The sequence below is a fragment of the uncultured Bacteroides sp. genome (assembly GCF_937912035.1).
Lineage (GTDB): Bacteria > Bacteroidota > Bacteroidia > Bacteroidales > Bacteroidaceae > Phocaeicola.
The window spans coordinates 65,027-83,622 of the sequence record NZ_CALDPF010000047.1 but is presented as its reverse complement, the minus strand read 5'-3'; the positions used below and the strand labels follow the sequence as shown (position 1 = coordinate 83,622).

Annotated in this window: 9 protein-coding genes; 3 read left to right on the top strand and 6 right to left on the bottom strand. The window is 36.3% G+C overall.

Annotated features, from left to right (window positions below):
• Positions 1–20: 20 nt before the first annotated feature.
• The 5 genes from Q0486_RS13760 to Q0486_RS13740 all read right to left on the bottom strand — a co-directional run bounded on the left by Q0486_RS13760 (position 21) and on the right by Q0486_RS13740 (position 10,560).
• A complete protein-coding gene (locus tag Q0486_RS13760) occupies positions 21–2,042 on the bottom strand; it encodes a RagB/SusD family nutrient uptake outer membrane protein (protein ID WP_299234502.1) in 2,022 nt (673 codons plus the stop codon).
• 11 nt (positions 2,043–2,053) lie between these two features.
• The gene (locus tag Q0486_RS13755; RefSeq protein WP_299234545.1) at positions 2,054–5,242 is read right to left on the bottom strand and encodes a TonB-dependent receptor; all 3,189 of its coding nucleotides are present in this window, start codon (positions 5,240–5,242) and stop codon (positions 2,054–2,056) included.
• Between the two features lie 440 nt (positions 5,243–5,682).
• Positions 5,683–6,984: a DUF6055 domain-containing protein gene (locus Q0486_RS13750; RefSeq protein ID WP_299234499.1), complete on the bottom strand. Its 1,302-nt coding sequence runs from the start codon at positions 6,982–6,984 to the stop codon at positions 5,683–5,685.
• Between the two features lie 13 nt (positions 6,985–6,997).
• Positions 6,998–9,334: a glycosyl hydrolase 115 family protein gene (locus tag Q0486_RS13745; protein ID WP_299234496.1), complete on the bottom strand. Its 2,337-nt coding sequence runs from the start codon at positions 9,332–9,334 to the stop codon at positions 6,998–7,000.
• A 26-nt stretch (positions 9,335–9,360) separates the two neighbouring features.
• Positions 9,361–10,560 (bottom strand): L-serine ammonia-lyase, iron-sulfur-dependent, subunit alpha, encoded by a 1,200-nt coding sequence (locus tag Q0486_RS13740; RefSeq protein ID WP_299234494.1) that lies wholly within the window; start codon positions 10,558–10,560, stop codon positions 9,361–9,363.
• Between the two features lie 428 nt (positions 10,561–10,988).
• Between Q0486_RS13740 and Q0486_RS13735 the strand changes: the two genes are divergently transcribed.
• The 3 genes from Q0486_RS13735 to Q0486_RS13725 all read left to right on the top strand — a co-directional run bounded on the left by Q0486_RS13735 (position 10,989) and on the right by Q0486_RS13725 (position 17,565).
• Positions 10,989–14,984 carry a two-component regulator propeller domain-containing protein gene (locus tag Q0486_RS13735; RefSeq protein WP_299234491.1) on the top strand — a complete coding sequence of 1,332 codons (3,996 nt, stop codon included), beginning with the start codon at positions 10,989–10,991 and terminating at the stop codon, positions 14,982–14,984.
• A 92-nt stretch (positions 14,985–15,076) separates the two neighbouring features.
• Positions 15,077–16,360, top strand: a complete 1,284-nt coding sequence (locus tag Q0486_RS13730; protein ID WP_299234488.1) for a voltage-gated chloride channel family protein — start codon at positions 15,077–15,079, stop codon at positions 16,358–16,360.
• Between the two features lie 140 nt (positions 16,361–16,500).
• Positions 16,501–17,565: a choloylglycine hydrolase family protein gene (locus Q0486_RS13725; RefSeq protein WP_299234542.1), complete on the top strand. Its 1,065-nt coding sequence runs from the start codon at positions 16,501–16,503 to the stop codon at positions 17,563–17,565.
• A gap of 60 nt (positions 17,566–17,625) precedes the next feature.
• On the opposite strand, the gene Q0486_RS13720 is transcribed toward Q0486_RS13725, so the two are convergent.
• Positions 17,626–18,531 (bottom strand): nucleotidyltransferase, encoded by a 906-nt coding sequence (locus Q0486_RS13720; RefSeq protein WP_299234485.1) that lies wholly within the window; start codon positions 18,529–18,531, stop codon positions 17,626–17,628.
• Positions 18,532–18,596 lie beyond the last annotated feature (65 nt).

Here is an 18,596-nt window from a genome sequence, read left to right as displayed (position 1 = left end):
GATATTATTAACAATCACACTTATTGTTCTGCTGGCATATCAGCAACAGTAGGCCAATATGGATTCTGATATAATGGCGACAAATCAACTGAAGAATGGTCACTTGATGTCAATTGGAACTGTTTGATAGGCAGAGGTTGTAAATAGTGTGCCATAGACCAAGTATAACCATCACGGAACAAATTACCTGAAGTCATATTTTTTTCATAAGGTCTTAAATATTCACTCAATTCAGGACTTGACACGACAGCACTTCCACTTCCATCATAACTGTTAGAATTAAAATCATACCACTCAGTCATATCAGAGTTCCACAAATGAAAACCTTCAACATGATAGTTCTCTGTTATCATCTGATCCAATGAACGCCAACGTATCAAGTCCATCCAACGTAAACCTTCTGCCATTAACTCGCAACGACGTTCACGACGAATATTATAAAGTATAGGATCTGTCAATAAAGCACCTGCCGTATAAGCCCCCCAATCCAATACTTCATTAGACATGACTGTTGCATTAATAGTTGTAAAAGGATCTATTGCATTACCTTTAAATCCAGCTTTTTCTCTAATTATTTTCCAATATTCCAAAATTCTTCCTGAATTAATATCTCCTGACAACAGATATTGAGCCTCAATATAATTCAGCAAAGCCTCTGTTGCACGAAAACAAGCAGCAGCATTATAACTTCTTGAATTTTCGCATAGAGCACGGTCAAATGTTCCACCTTTACGCAGTGCATATCCTGTCTTATAAATTCTATCCAACGAACCATGTGTAATATCAGGATTTGGCTCAACAGGGATATACATTGTAGCAGGATTATCCATATTTTTAAATGTATTAATTTGCCCTGGTTCCTTCAAAAAAATAGTTAAACGTGGATCACGATTCTGTCGTACTTTTGCAATAGAGTTATCATCATAAACATAACCATCATGTTGAGCATAAATAGGTTTACCATCAGCCATTAGAAAACCTTCCACCATACTACGTGTTACTCCCATTCCATAATTACCACGCTGAATTGCGACTTCAACACCATTTGTGATCCCCAATGCCTCACTATACTCTCTCCACAAAAGTATTTCAGGATAACCAGACATATCTATAGTTCCAAACATATCAAAATATGGATTTATAGGATCTGTTTCGCTCTGAGGTATTGTACCTGTATTCTGCACCAATTGATTTTTGTACTTTTCAGCAACACTTTCAGAAGCTTCAACAGCAAGCTTCAAGAAAAAGTCTATCTCATTATCAATATTCCCTGTAGGATATTCATAATCCGAATTATAATCCTTACTCTTACCAGGCCAACCTTCACCGTTTGGAACAAACGGAGTTCCTTTAAAATTCTTCAACCAAGAAGCTTCAAACAAAGCTACACGAGATTTTACCAATTTTGCGACATCTGGTAAAACACGAGTACGGCGTTTATCAAAATCCTCACTCATGTAGACTAATGCTGTATCCAAATTATTAACAATAAATCTAGCAACTTCATTACGCGGCCTACGTTTATTTGCAGCAACTAACACAGCTTCATTATCAGGTAAGGCTTGAGTCAGAATAGGAAGATCCCCCCATTTTTGTAATAATCCAAAATACCTGTAAGCACGGAAGAAGTACATTTCCCCTATATATTGCCTTATATTCTTGTCTGTTCCTGATATTAGTCCCTGATTATACAAATTCAATATGGCGTTCAACTGATAGTTTATATCACGTATTGTCCCCCATGCCCATTCACCATTTGTCATACCAACTTTCCATTGTCCTACTGCATATTTATTATCAGCATTCATTCCAGATTGATTATCAGTTCCACTATCCCAACCGTATATACCATAACTTCCACTGTGAGAAGGTAATACATCAGAATAGAATTTGTTAGCACATGCTTCTACTTGATCTTCAGATCTATAATAATCTTCAGGAACAATGTATGAAGGTGGTTGTTGATCCAATAAATCCTCACACGATACAAAAGTACCTCCTAGGCAAACCAACAAAGATATTAATTTTATACTCTGTTTCATAATTATAGTTTTTAGAATGTTAAACTTAAACCGCAAGACAATGTTTTTGATAATGGGTAAGCATTTCCCTTATTTGTTCCGATTGTTTCAGGATCAAATTGTTTAGCCAAACTTGTACCTGTCCATAAATTTTCTCCTGAAAAATAAACTCTAATCTTTTGAACTCCTAATTTAGCTGTTAACTCAGGAGATAAAGTATAACCTATAGAAAGATTCTTCAAACGAATATATGCAGCATTCTGCAAATATCTAGTCTGACATTGTACATTTTTATCATCGTATACTGGACGAGGTAAATATGAATTCAAGTTGACATTACGATATCCTTCTTGAACTGACCATGTATTTTCATCACGGAAATAATCATTAACGTTATCCAATCCACATGCAACCCACATGTCACTATTTGTAACACCAAACAAATATCCACTACCTTGCCAATAATCTCTTTTCATTACTCCTTGGAAAAACAGACGTACATCAAATCCTTTCCAAGCTGCGTTTAAATCAAGTCCAAACTGGAAACGAGGAGTTCTATTTCCTATTATCTTGCGATCACCCGGATCATTGATTGTACCAGCACCACCTGATATTTTACCATCACCGTTCAAATCTTTATACATAATGTCACCTGCATCCCAACTTGAGCCTAAAGATTCTTGACCACCATTAGGTAGAGTAGCGAGATGATTTTCCATTTCTTCTTTAGTCTTTGCTATGCCAATAGTTTCATATCCCCAAATCTCATCAATATAACTACCTTCAATATAAGTATCAATAGAGTTTGTTGGGTTATTTGGGTATCGTGTAATCTTAGTACGAGAATCATAAAGCATAAAATTAGCGCCATAAGACAAACCATTACTTAAACGATCTCTCCAACCTATATTTAACTCCCAACCTTTTGTCGATAGGTCAGTATTGTTAGTACTAGGTACAGCAGTTCCCAAGATATCAGGCAACGCTGGAGCTTTACCAACCATATCTTTTGTATTACGTATATACCAGTTAAACGAACCCGTCAAACGGTTATTCAAAAATCCCCAATCCAAACCTATATTATAAGTTTCAATTGTTTCCCAAGTTAATGTTTCTGAAACAAGTCCCGGAGCAGAAGCTAAATTCGGTTTTGAACCGTTTTGTAACCAACTTCCACTTGCTGGAGTAGCAGATATAGTTTGATATGTATAATACCAGTTATCTGTATTTTGGTTTCCTAAAGAACCGTATGACAGACGAATTTTAAATGTATTCATTATATCACGAGCCTTATCAAAGAAATCTTCTTGAGCAATATTCCAGCCTAATGATAATGAAGGGAATACCTTCCATTGATTTCCTTTACGGAATCTGGAAGAGCCATCACCGCGAACATTTGCTTCTAAAAGATACTTTCCCATATAATCATAATTCAATCGTCCAAAAACACCAACAGTTGCCCATTCATTACGTTCACCATTTACTGAAGGAGGAACCATCTCACCATTTTCCAAACCAGATGTAATGTTTACTTCTGGTTTATCATATATCATAATACCACTACGCTGCAGGCCAAATTTTGTTTGTTTTAAATCTTCTATCTGCATACCAGCTAGTACATGAAAATTATGTTTTTCAGAAATAGAAAAAGAATATTCAGTACGAGCATTAAAATTATAATAATTATTTTTTAGGAAATCTTCATGAACATTTGATTTAGGATCACGAAAATAAGGTGCACCATTTATATCATAATTTATATATGGCTGTTTGTCCCAATGTCTATTGGCTGCTTTTATTCTATAGTTAAAATCAATATTTGTCAACCAGTTTTTAATTGGTTCAAAAGTCAATCCAAATTGATGATAAGTATTATCAGTTTGAGTTCGATCCGAACCACCGTATTCCAATGCCCACACTGAAGTATTATCGCTATAGAAAGGATTACCATTACGATCATAGGCAGGTAGAACTGGCCATGCCTTATATGCAAGACTTTCATATAACCAGTCTGTTAATGCCGCTGGTCTATTGTAATCTTCTCTGGTAAAACGCATCGTATAACGGAATTTCAACCAGTTAGTAAGTTCAGAATTTATCTTGACAGTTGCTGTATAGCGCTGTAAATCTTCAGCGCCTAATTTTAGAAAACCATTCTGATCAAAAAAGCTTCCAGATGCATAATAATTAAATTTTTTTGACCCACCACTTGCACTAAAATTATGTTCCTGAGAGAATGACCAATCTTTATAAAGCATCTCATACCAATCAACATCGTCAATACCATTTGAGAATCCACCATTCCACTGACCGGCATTATTATAACTAGGATGTGCATATATGAAAGTTCCATCTTCTTTTATTCTAACACCAGGACTGTATGGTTTGGCATAATAATAATCAAGAATTTGTGTAAAACGATCATTTGAGTCACCATCTGCTTTTATACCAAAATATTTACTGTCACCATTATTTATATGGGTATCATTTACCCAAGTTGCAAAATCAACAGAGTTCATCATGTGATTCATACGAACAGGAGTATTAAAGCGGAAATTATTATTATAATTAATAGAAACTTTTCCGTCTTTTCCACTTTTTGTAGTAACCAAAATGACTCCAAATGGGGCACGAGATCCATAAATAGATGAAGCGGCAGCATCTTTAAGCACAGAAATACTCTCAATATCCTGTGGGTTAATTGAATTTAAATCAGCCTCCATACCATCTATTAATACCAATGGACTTCCAGAAGTACCTTCACCAATAGTCGCAGTACCACGTATATTTATACTTGGACGAGATTCTACACTACCACTTCCTTGAGATATCTGTAAGCCTGGTACTATACCTTGCAAAGCTTGAGCTGCATTAGATACAGGACGTTCCTGTAATTGTTTACTGTCAATAACATCTACAGCTCCTGTAAGATTTACTTTCTTCTGAGTACCAAAGCCAACAACAACGACCTCACTTAAGGCTTGTGAGTTTTCTGACAGTTTAATTGTAATATCTTTACGATTTCCAACGGTAAACTCTTGAGTATCAAATCCAATATAAGAAATCTGCAGTTTAGATTTCTCACTTGAGACCTCTAATAAAAACTTACCTTCAAAATCTGTTATTGTACCATTTGAAGTTCCTTTTTCTAAAACATTTGCACCGATAATAGCCTCACCAGAATAATCTGTTACAGTACCTGTCACTGTAATTCTTTGCATTGACTGGGCAAAGATAAAATCTGTATTACAGATAATTAGAATACATAAATAAATCCAGATTATAGATTTATTCATAAAACCAGTTTTTTTCATCATAAAAAATTTTAAGATTTAAATGTTTATAAAATCAATGTTACTACTTTCTATATTCTTGTTTTTAAGGTTAGATAACAATCTTATCAATTGTAAGATTGTTATCAAATGAATAGAAATCATTATACAAATATTTTTTAGATTTAAACATAAAGAGAATAATTGTTTTATTTTCAATAGCAAAAGTAGGTTTTGCGATATAGATCATTGGACAATTCCGTACAAAAGAGCAATAATAAAATACACGACTCATAAAATTTTCAGATTAACTTATTATTGCCATTTTTTATAAATATATTTGTACTATATTATTATATCTTTCTAAAGATTATAAATGAAATTTTTAATTATAATAATGTTGTACCATTCACTTTTACCATATAAGGCCACTCTGGAACCTCCTTCATATCCTTTTTATACATTACATGTGAATTAGGTGCTCCTGTCACGACAAGCCAAAGGAACAGAGTACCTTCAGGAACTGTAAAACTTACAGTATCGTTATTTCCATTCACAGCCTTATTCGGTTTTCCATATACCCTTTTTCCATTCTGTTTAACGGCTACAAAACCGTAAATCCATCCTGCCTTATCTGTTTCTTTAGAAACAAAACCGCTCTCACCGGCTATACCTTTGAAGTCAAGTTTTATTTCTGTTCCTCCACGAGGTACTTTAAGCCTTATCGCATTGTAGCCATAACTCTGAGGACAATTTGATTTTGCTATCTTATACCACCCATCATTTACTTTTTCCAATTTGCATTTATGTTCATTAGAGTATGAAGAAGCTATTGTTTTGATTCTAGGCAAATCCCATGTAATGAAACGTGATGCCGCATCATAAACTTCATCGTTAAATTTATTTATATCAATACCTGTCACTCTCATATATGTGGAAACAGGATCCTCATCTTTCTTTGATTTTCGCCAAAGTTCACCAATTATTCTCAGACCGTGCTTTTCCGACCAGTACTCCATAAACTGTGGTGCATGATACATGTTATCCTGATGAAACATGGCAAGATGAGTCTGTTTCATATAATCATTCAAATGATAGTTTTCTATTGTCAACCAATCAGGATATAATTGCCATAGCATCCACTGTGATGTATATTCCATCATGGCAGAATCAAAACCGTTATTCCCATCTGCCATCGTTATAAACTGGAACGAATGTCCCATTTCATGAACAAGTGCACAATATGGATAAGAATTTATTCGACACGGACGGAACCATGTCATTCCCACATTATCGTGAGCACCACCATACACTGTTCTCTCATCATCGTTGTACATCCATATAATGAGTTTGTACTTGTCAATATAGCTTTTTCCTTTTATCACAAACTTCATTTTATCTACAAAAAACTTGTAGTTATTCTCAGCCTCAGCAAGAATTTCATCCGGATAGAATCTTTTCTCAATTATCGGATTTATTTCAGGGTTCTTACCGAAAGACTTGTCCCATAGCAAAACTATATTTTCTGACTCAGCCTTATAATCGTATCCGAAATTTCCGTCTGTACTATCCAAACCATGTTTCTTTATATCTTGCTCTGGAATAAAAAGTACTTTCTTTTCCTCTGCCTTAAGGGATACATTACCTGCTAAAAACAAAGTCAACAAAACTGAATAAAAAATATTTTTCATAAGAGTTCGTTAATTAAATATCCGAAGTGATTTTTATATGATCTATTATTATATCATCATCCAAAGCTTTAACTGTCAGAACATTATTTTTTGCATTTTCAAGTTCCATCTGTAATGTAACATAAGCCTGATTTCGAAGAATATTCTCTCTCCAATTTTGTGTAAAAGGATCTTCATGTATAGAGAACGTACCCAATACTTTTCCATTAAATGAGACCTCTACACGCAAGTCACCACCATTAGCTGGTTGCATTGGAACGAAACCGATATTCAGTTTATATTTTGCAGATTTATTAACATTAAAGTTATATTCAAGTGAAGCACCTTTATCTATCATTGTGGCATTGGAACTGTGCCCAAGGCCTTTATAAACTGTATATTCTCCATTGTTTGAAACGAAGTTGCTTCCGTCAATAACTTTCTTGAATACAGGATCGTCTTTAAACAACTTATCATCCTTGTGAGTATAAATAGCAGGTTCAAAAACAGGTAAGTCTCTCGGTTTCATATCCATAAAGTAGTTCCATTTTCCACCTGACATCTTTTTATTATAATAATCCGTAAGTTTAACTATCTCATTGTATGCGTTCAATGCATCCTGTCCGGTCTTAAGAAATTTCTTATTCATCTGAGATGCTGCACGCACAGGATATTCCACCAACTGGAAGAATGCATCCTTACGATTTGCCGGTATGGAAGAAGAAAGTTTAATTACAGCCTTCTCTATTCTGTCATAATCCTCTATTCTCTGATTTGCCTCTCCTTCTGTAAAATCAGGAATACTATTAGGCATGAGCCCCCCTCTCGGATAACCCCATATCTCTACCATATTAAATCCCATGTGCTCAGGGCGACGGATTGCAGCCAGACGGTAGTATTCATTCATTATGCTTACAATCTCGTCGGCATTCTTTTCACCAAATTCACGTGAAGCCCAGTTTCTGAGATGGTCAGAGAGGTTGCTGTTGTCAATAGAGTTGATATTCCATGCCATATCCATGAACAGCTCTGTATCATATTCTGCCGGTTTTATATCACCTACGTTAAGAATCCATATTTTACGGGCATTATAATCCCAAGCTCTACGCATCTGCATATTGATTAGAGCAGGAGATGTGGTACACAACCAAAGATAGTCGTGCGGTGAACCCCAATATGATATATGATAATATATTCCTGAACCACCCTTGCGTTTCTGTTCTTCCTTATTGCTCAGGTTAGCTATATGGCCGTGGTTATCATCCGTCCACATAAGTGTGACATAATCCGGTACTTCAAGACCTGACCTGTAAACATTAAGCACTTCCTTGTAAAGAACTATTGTCTGTGGAATCTTTTTCACATCAGGATTTATATACTTCTTCAATAAATCTGTCTGTACATCAAGCACTTCGTGAAGAGCATCCCTATATTCTTCAGTAGTCTTTATTCCTTCCATACGTCCGTCGTGCACACCGCGCATGCCGACAGTCATGAATGTTTCTGTTCCGGATACGTATTTCAAGCGTTCTGCCCAATAGTTAATGATGTTGTCACGGTTGGTCTTGAAGTTATATCTTCCAATATTTGCTTTATACCATTCTCCTGCATTATTACGCATCATTGGTTCGCAATGTGACGTACCTATTACTATTCCATATTTCTGAGCAGCCTCCTTGTTTCCTTCAACTGTATAAAAAGGAGTAGTAGGTTCGTGCATGGCAGGCCATAGAGTATTTGCCCTCAGACGAAGCAGAAGTTCGAATATCTTTGAATACGTCTTAGGACCGATATGTCCAGAGAGACCTACAGGCTCATAATTCTTACTGCTCCACGGCACCAAAGCCCAGTCCTCATCATTGAGGAAAATACCACGATACTGTACGGAAGGCGACTGAACTGTCACTACACCTTTATTTACAAGAACTTCAGACTTCTTCTCCGGTGTGACGTCTGCCCACCATTCCCACGGTGATACTCCCATCATACGCGACAGTTCCAAAATTCCGTATGCTGTACCTCTTGAATCGCTTCCAGCAACGACCAGACGATTATCGTCAAGACAAATAATCTTGAATGCTTCCCATTTTCCCTTTATATCTTTTACAGATATATGTCTATTTTTTATCAAACTATCTACAGTCTTACTCTTACCAATTGTTCCAATTATAAGCTGTGATTTCCCTGAAGATACATCCTGTTCTGAGACTTTCTCCAAATCGGATTTGAATATATCAACAGCTGTATATACAACTTGTTCTTCCGACTGATCAAAAACTATACTATGCTTTCTTATCAAATTAAATGATGATGGTAAAGCACTTAAAGCAAATAATACTAAAAATACTGATAATAAAAATAATCTGTTCATACTTAAAATATTAGATTTAAAAATACTTATCTGTAATACTTTGCCAATCCTCCTTCGCTTGTTTCCTTATACACCGAAGGCAAATCATAACCAGTCTGTTTCATAACAGCTACTACCTTGTCAAATGATACGGAATGTAAACCATCGGAAAAAGATGAATATATATTGGCATCGAAAGCACGAGCTGCTGCATGGGCATTACGCTCTATACATGGTATCTGTACCAAACCACAAACAGGGTCACAAGTCATTCCCAAATGATGTTCAAGTCCCATCTCTGCTGCATATTCAATCTGAGACAGACTTCCTCCAAAAAGTTGACATGCTGCAGCAGACGCCATAGCGCATGCCACTCCTACTTCACCCTGACAACCGACCTCAGCTCCAGAAATTGAACCATTATGTTTCACAATATTACCAAACAGACCTGCAGTTGCCAGTGCCTTGAGGATTCTGCCATCAGAAAAATTACGTGATTTCCAAAGATGATAAAGCACAGCAGGAAGGACACCACATGAACCGCATGTAGGAGCCGTTACAATAAGCCCTCCGGACGCATTTTCCTCACTCACAGCAAGTGCGTATGAAAAAATCAGGCCACGTGACTTTAGAGAATCCTTATATCCCATAGCCTTTATATAATATGAAGATGATTTTCTCTGAAGATGTAATGAGCCTGGTAGCACGCCTTCCGTCTCCAGACCTCGTTCTACTGATGCTTTCATCACGTCCCACACTTTTCGGAGATAATCCCAGATACCATCACCTTCGCAAAGATTAACGTATTCCCAATAACTCAATCCGTTATCTTTACACCATGTATATATGTCGGTCATTGTTGTGAGGTCGTAAACATCGGAAGAGGAAGTACAATCCATTCCAGGAGCAGAGATGGCTCCACCTCCTACACTGAATACCAACCAGTCGTCCATAAGTTTTCCTTTATCATCGTATGCCTGAAATTTCATTCCATTAGGATGATACTCAAGAAAAACATCCGGTTTCCATATTATTTCAACAGGAGAATGCGGAGATAGAACTTCTTTTATAGCCCAATCTGTCATGTGTCCTTTACCTGTAGCGGCCAGACTTCCATAGAGTGTAACAATAAAACGATAGGCACTTATATTTCTTTCCAGAAACATCTGTGCCGCATTGCGTGGTCCCATAGTATGACTACTGGAAGGTCCTACACCAATCCTGTAAAGTTCTGTCAATGATTTCATCGTAACTAAATAATAAAGAGTTAACCCAAAAACAATCTTAATACCTATATAATAGCAAAGAGAGATAATAACACCTTTTGTTTCCTATAATAATATAACTCACAAAAGAGTTACCAAAATTTGTTTGATGCAAAAGTAGATGTATATTCAAAAAACGAACAAAACAAAAATTCCAAAAAACAACAATATAATACATAAGAAACAGCCATGTCAGAAAAAATAAAAAAAATGACAGGTCATTTCATTTTAAACGCCCTGTCATTTTAATACAAACGCCTAGGCGTTTTTACTGTACTATTTTATCCTATTTTCGAACATTATTTTCATTGAAAATAAAAAGTTGTTTTTCAGGCAATAATACCACTTTTAAAATTTCATTTTATAGTTTTTTGTTTATATTATTGTAACCTCTAAACAATGTATAGGTTATGAATAAAAGAATTTATGTTTTCATCTTACTTCTGGTATTTGCATGGTCGGCAAAAAGCCAAAGCATTTTCTCTACAATTTATAATATGGACAACGGACTAGCCAATAATAGAGTAAATGCCATTACACAAGACAAGAACGGTTTCATGTGGTTTGGAACCGATGACGGATTATGCAGATTTGACGGTATAAAATTCAAGACATACATACTGTCCAATTATATCAGTGAAAATGCAAGTAATTATATTACACATTTATTTATTGACTCAAGAAATTTGATGTGGATTGGAACAAACAGTGGAATTACAGTGTTTGACTATATAAACAACAACTTCAAGGCTTTTAATGCATTAACAAAGGATAGCATAAAGATAACATCACCAATACTAGATATTGTAGAAGACAGGAATGGAGATGTATGGATTGGAACAGAAGGTCAAGGAGTCTTCAAATTCAATCTTGCCGAGAAAGAAAGACTGACTTCTTTCAATTATTCCGGTAACAAAAATGTAACCAGCAAAATGGTTATGACTATATGTGAAGACAGTAAAAACAATATATGGTTTGGAACATATTCAGACGGTCTGTACAGATACAACAAAAATAACGGTAAAATTACGCAATATAAAGCCAACGGAAAGAAAAACAGCCTGTCGGATAACACCATACACAAAATATTTGAAGACTCTCACGGTAATCTATGGATAGGTACATTCCAAAACGGTATGGACAAATTTGATTACGAAACCGAAACATTCACAAACTATAAAGATAACTCACCGGACAACCTTTTATACCACATACACGACATAAAAGAATTCAGCCCTGGCAACCTACTTATTGCAGGAGACAACGGTGTATGCTATTTTACAACGGACAATATGAAAATAAAGAGAGCCGATGACAGCTCAATAAAATTCAGATTCAATCCTGAGAAATTTATCTATTCCATTTTTATAGACAAAGAACAAAGTTTATGGTTAGGATCTTATTTCGCAGGAATACAATTCTTCTCGCCATACCAAAGTAACTTCAAATATTTTAAATGTACAGAAAACAATTCAGGAAAAGTAGTAAACTGTATCACTAAAGATAATAATGGAGGATATTTTGTAGGAACTGATGATGACGGAATATACAAGTTCGACCCTATAAACAAAATAACAATACCCTACAGAACAGCTAAGGATATAAACTCAACCTACTATTGTATTCACGATATATTAATTGACGGCAACCTTATGTATGCCGCAACATACGAAAGAGGACTGGAAGTTACAAATCTTAAAACAGGACAAATTACATCCTATCTGAACGATCCAAAGGACAGTACTACAATACATTCATCAAAGATATTCAAACTGATGAAAGCAAGCGACGGAAGAATATATATAGGTACTGCCGACGGATTATGTTATTATAAAAAATCTACTGGGGAATTTATAAGAGTAGGCGAACTTAAAGGTATAGTACAAGCTATAACGGAAGATAACAACGGAATGATATGGGCAGGAAGTAAGACAAACGGACTTATGCGTTATGATGTAAAGAACAACAAATGTAAAATTTACAGGCATGACAGCAACTCAAATTCTATACCGCAAAATGCTATCTCTGCATTGTGTCTTGACAACAGTAAAAAACTTTGGGTAGGACTTTTAGGAAAAGGCCTATGCCTTTATGATAGCGAAAAAGACGAATTCGTAAGATATCCGGGTGCCGAGTTGCCAAACAACATAGTAGCTTCAATTATTGCATACGGCGATAATCTATGGATATCCACCAACAAAGGAATTAGTAACTTCAATCCGGGAAAAAACATAATAAAATCATATTCCAAATCAAGCGGACTGATAAACGAACAGTTCACCACAGGAGCATCCCTCATAACAGAAGAAGGAGAAATTATGCTTGGAACAGTAAACGGTTTCTGTATTTTCCAGCCACAAGGTTTAAGAGAGAATTCATATAATGCTCCACTTAAACTGACTAACGTGACTATAATGGGAAATAACATTGACAACGTAATTGACAAACTATCGGTCAGCTACGACCAATCGATGATTGGATTGGATTTCTCGGTTTTGAGTTATACATCGCCTAAAGACAATTCATATCAATATATGCTTGAGGGACTGGATAATGACTGGATAAAAGCAAGAGGAGAAAACAACCATATTTCATACAATAAACTGCCAGCAGGAAAATATATTCTGAAAATCAAAGGTCAGAACTGCGACGGAATAGATTGTAAGAACGAAATCAGACTTAATATAGAAGTTAAACCACATTTCTTAAAGAGTAATGTGGCATACTCTATTTATGTCATTGCATTCCTTTGTATTTGTTTCCTCTCAATAAGATATTACATCATAAGGAGTCATAAAAAACAGAAAAAGAACCTGATGAGACTGACAAGGGAAAAAGAAAAGGAACTATATAATTCAAAAATAGAATTCTTCACCAACATTGCGCACGAAATAAGAACTCCGCTAAGCCTCATCATAGGTCCTTTGGATCATCTGATGAAAACCACAGACATAAACGACAAATACGGTGACTATCTGAATATTATTGAACATAACTATAAAAGATTATATACACTCGTAAATCAGCTTTTGGATTTCAGGAAAGTGGATTCTGGGGTATTGGAATTTACTTACCACAAATATAATCTTAAAGAACTGATAAAAAAAACATACACCGTATTTGAATTGACTATCAAACAAAAGAATCTGCAAATAGACATCTCAAGAATAGAAGATAATTATGAAATAACCACGGATGAGGAATCTTTCATAAAGATAATGAGCAACCTGATAAGTAATGCCATAAAATATTCCCAAAAAACTATAAGCATATCGGCCGGAAGACAGAACAACAACATTATAATAACAGTCACTGACGATGGTCCTGGAATAGAAGAAAATGAAAAAAAGAAAATATTTGAGGCTTTCTATCAAATAAGGAGAAACAGTGACAGCCAGACACCGGGAATAGGTATAGGATTGCATATTGCAAATACCGTGGCACAGATGATGGACGGAAACATCACTGTTGACAACAGAAAGGACGGTGTGAAAGGGGTATGTTTTACTGTTTCACTACCTATTGTAGAAATAGAAGAAGAGAAGGACAATAAAACCATATCAAACGGAGATAACAATAACGAGAATAAAGAAATAATACAGGATGAAAAAATTGAAGATGACATAGAGGAAAAAACCGGCAAGAAAAAAGTTGTAATAATTGACGACAATCCGGACATCTTGGATTTCCTTGATAAAGTACTGAGCAACAGATATTTCATAATAACAGCAGGAAACGGAGAGGAGGGGCTGGCATTACTTGAGAGTAATAAGCCGGACATTATAGTGAGCGACGTAATGATGGAAGGTATTGACGGATTTGAAGTTTGCAAAAGAATAAAACGCAATATTAATATTTCGCATATACCGGTAATTTTGCTTACCGCAAAGACCGACACTGAGAGTAAAGTAGAAGGACTGGAAGCAGGTGCTGACGCTTACATTGAAAAACCTTTTGCAGCTAGCCATCTGATAGCGCAGATAGACAACTTGTTGAAGAAAAAAGAAGAATATCAAAGAGCATTTGCCAATAATCCACTGTCAGAGGTTCACGCAGTGAGCCAAAACAAATTGGATGAAGAGTTTATTGAGCTATGCACAAAAATAATATTGGATAACCTTGACAATACGGAATTCTCAATAAGCGCTCTTGCCCAAGAACTGAACATGAGCCGAACATCTGTATTTACCAAAATTAAAGGAATATTAGGAATGACTCCTAATGATTTCATCAAGGTAACAAAACTTAAAACAGCAGCCAAACTGCTAACTGAAGGTAAATACAGAATTTCCGAAATAACATACATTGTGGGATTCAGTTCATCATCATATTTTGCCAAATGTTTCCAAAAGCAATTTGGCATACTACCTACTGATTTTGTGAAAAATTTGAAGAGTAATGAATAATCATCTTTATGCGAATAATAAATTAATAATTATCTTCGCTGCCCTTTGGTTCAATTGAATTAACTTTGCAGTGCAATTTATTTTCGCAAAAAATGAGACTTGACAGAAACATCACTAAAATTGGCTACAAAACGGAACAGCTGCCCATATTATGGTATCTGATAAAATGGACAATCATAGGCGCAGCGGCTGGAGCATTTATAGGCTCAGCATCAGCATTACTATTGGCATCACTTAACTGGGCTACAAACTATCGTGAAAGCCACCTCTGGATTATAGCGCTACTTCCATTAGGAGGTCTTGCTATAGGACTGATGTACCATTATCTGGCGGGAACAGCAGCAAAGGGAAATAATTTTCTGATAGAGGAAATACGCTCTTCACGAAATATTATTCCTTTCAAGATGGCACCACTGGTTTATATCGGTACGGTACTGACACATTTGTTCGGAGGTTCTGCCGGACGCGAAGGTACCGGAGTACAGATGGGGGGTGCAATTGCTGACTTTATGTCGCGTTTATTCAAAATGCATCCGTACGACAGAAAAATAATGATACAGATAGGTATAGGAGCAGGATTCGCATCTATTTTTGGAACTCCACTTGCCGGTGCGGTTTTCGCCCTAGAAGTAATCATCGTTGGGCGATTGAGATATGATGCCATATTGCCAGTTTTCCTATCAGCTTTCTTTGCCAACCTTACCTGCCATGCATGGGGAATAGCACACACTCATTACAGTATAAGCTATACACCGGTAATAGACATGCAGACTTTGCTTATAGTTCTGGCTGCAAGTATAATTTTCGGATTCGCAGCAATGGTATTCTCACGTTTTATTGAGATATGGAGTAATCTGGCTAAAAGATATATATGCTACCCACCGCTACGTCCTTTTATAGGTGGTATTTTCATCGCACTAAGTGTATATATACTTGGTACTACCAAATATATAGGTCTTGGAGTTCCTACTATAGTAGCATCATTCAGTGAGGTTCAAATGTGGTATGACTTCCTTTTAAAAATACTTCTCACAACATTTACTATCGGTGTAGGTTTTAAAGGAGGAGAGGTTACTCCTTTGTTTTTCGTTGGTGCAACTTTAGGCAGTGCCTTGTCTGCCATACTTCCTTTACACGTATCATTACTGGCAGGATTAGGTTTCGTGGCAGTATTTGCAGGTGCCACGAACACACCTATCGCATGCACACTAATGGGCATAGAACTGTTTGGTGCAGATGCGGCTGTTTATATCGGTATAGCATGCGTTACGGCATACATGTTTTCCGGTCACACCGGTATTTACACATCACAGGTGATAGGAAGTCCGAAACATATAATCTTCTGGAAAAAGAAAAAAGGCAAAATGCTTGACTAAAACTGTTTTTTCAAAGAATTTCTTGATTTTTATCAACAAAGTCTTTAATTTTGAGGATATAAGCAACAAAACTGGAACTTCTGTTGTTTAGTATCGTAAAAGAACAAAGACATTCTCATTTTATGAAAAAACAGATTCTTATGATGTGTCTGGCCACAGCAATGACAGTGACAGGCACCAACACAGCAAATGCCTGCACTGGCATAACACTTACAGCCAAAGACAGTACAAAAATTCTGGCCAGAACTATAGAATGGGGAGGAAGCGACCTTAACAGCCAATACGTGATTGTTCCAAGAGGACATACAGTACAATCGTATATACCAGGAGGTGTGGACGGTATGAAGTTTACTTCGAAATATGGATATGTAGGGTTGGCTGTTGAACAAAAGGAATTCATTGCCGAAGGACTTAACGAAAAAGGACTATCTGCCGGATTATTCTATTTCCCCAAATATGGCAAATATGAAGATTACAATGCAGCAAACAAGGAAAACAGCATAGCCGATTTACAACTTGTATCGATGATCCTAGGAGAATGCAAAAATGTGGAAGAGGTTAAAAATCTAATTGATAAAGTCCACGTAATAGCCATAGACCCACGAGCATCAACCGTACATTGGAGATTTGCTGACACAACCGGAAGACAGATTGTACTGGAAATAATTGACGGAAAACCTGTATTCTATGAAAATAAACTCGGTGTATTAACAAATTCTCCAGATTTCAACTGGCAGATGATTAACCTGAACAATTATGTAAATCTCTTCCCAGGATCAGCTCCGTCACAAAAACTTGGAGAGACTGAGCTTTCACAGTTTGGAGCAGGTAGCGGATTCCTAGGTATTCCGGGTGATGTCACTCCCCCTTCCCGATTTGTAAGAGCTGCATTCTATCAGGCAACAGCACCAGTACAGAACACATCGGAAGAAACTGTACTTCAGGGATTCCAGATTCTGAATAATTTCGATATACCCGTAGGTATTGAATTTTCGCGCGGACAAGTTCCTGTAAACATACCAAGTGCCACACAATGGACTTCAGCTACCGACATGAATAACCTGAAAATATACTTCCGTACAATGTATAATAGTGCTATAAGAAGTATTGACCTAAAGGAAATTGATTTCAAGAAAGTGAAGTATCGTACCGTACCGATGGATACCCAAAAACAGCAGCCTGTATACAATATCAAAGTAAAATAAAGAAAAACGGATTGTCTCTTTCGGGACAATCCGTTTTTATATATATTTTTAAATTGCTTATCAGAACAATTTTGAAGGATATTCACCAGCATCAACCAATGCCTGAATTTTGTCAACCACACTCTGACGGTCAGCAGCGTATGTAACACCGAACCACTTTGAAGTAGTGTCAAGGACCTTAACATTAGCTGTCTTTTCGTTGATAAGTTTATTTACCATCAATGGAATAAAATATTCAGCCTTAAGATTTTCCTTATTTGCATCAAGGAATTCTGTGAAATAGTCTTCTGAATATTTGAAATAGTCAGGAGTGAATCCCCACATATTCATAGAAACAGGAGTATTATCTTCTATTCCAACCCATTCACCTTTCTCATCCTTATAGCTAACAACTCCGTCTACACGCATAATTTCAGTACGTTCTACTACTGTTGTCAAGTTACCTTCTTCGTTGGCAGAGCAAACACCACGTGCAACAGAACCACTTTCAGACAATGTATTACCTACACGGAAACCTACCATACAATAATCGTTCTTAGAACCTTCAGGAAGCTCTGAAAGATATTTGCCAAGAACAGCAAAACTATCTCTACCATAGAAATCGTCAGCATTGATTACTGCAAACGGTTCTTTAATAACATCCTTACCCATCAATACAGCATGGTTTGTACCCCATGGTTTAACGCGGCCTTCAGGGCATGTATATCCGGCAGGAAGATTATCCAATGCCTGAAACACTACTTCTACAGGAATATGGTTTTCATATTTGCTAAGAACAATCTTACGGAAATCTTCTTCGAAGTCCTTACGGATTACAAATACTATTTTACCAAAACCGCCACGAATAGCGTCAAAAATAGAATAATCCATGATTGTTTCACCATTTGGACCAAGTCCGTCAAGCTGTTTAAGGCCACCGTAACGGCTTCCCATACCGGCTGCCAATACAAATAATGTTGGTTTCATAAGTTTTAATTTTAGTTAGTAACTATGCAAAGATAGACATTATATTATTAATGAAAGACTTCTTG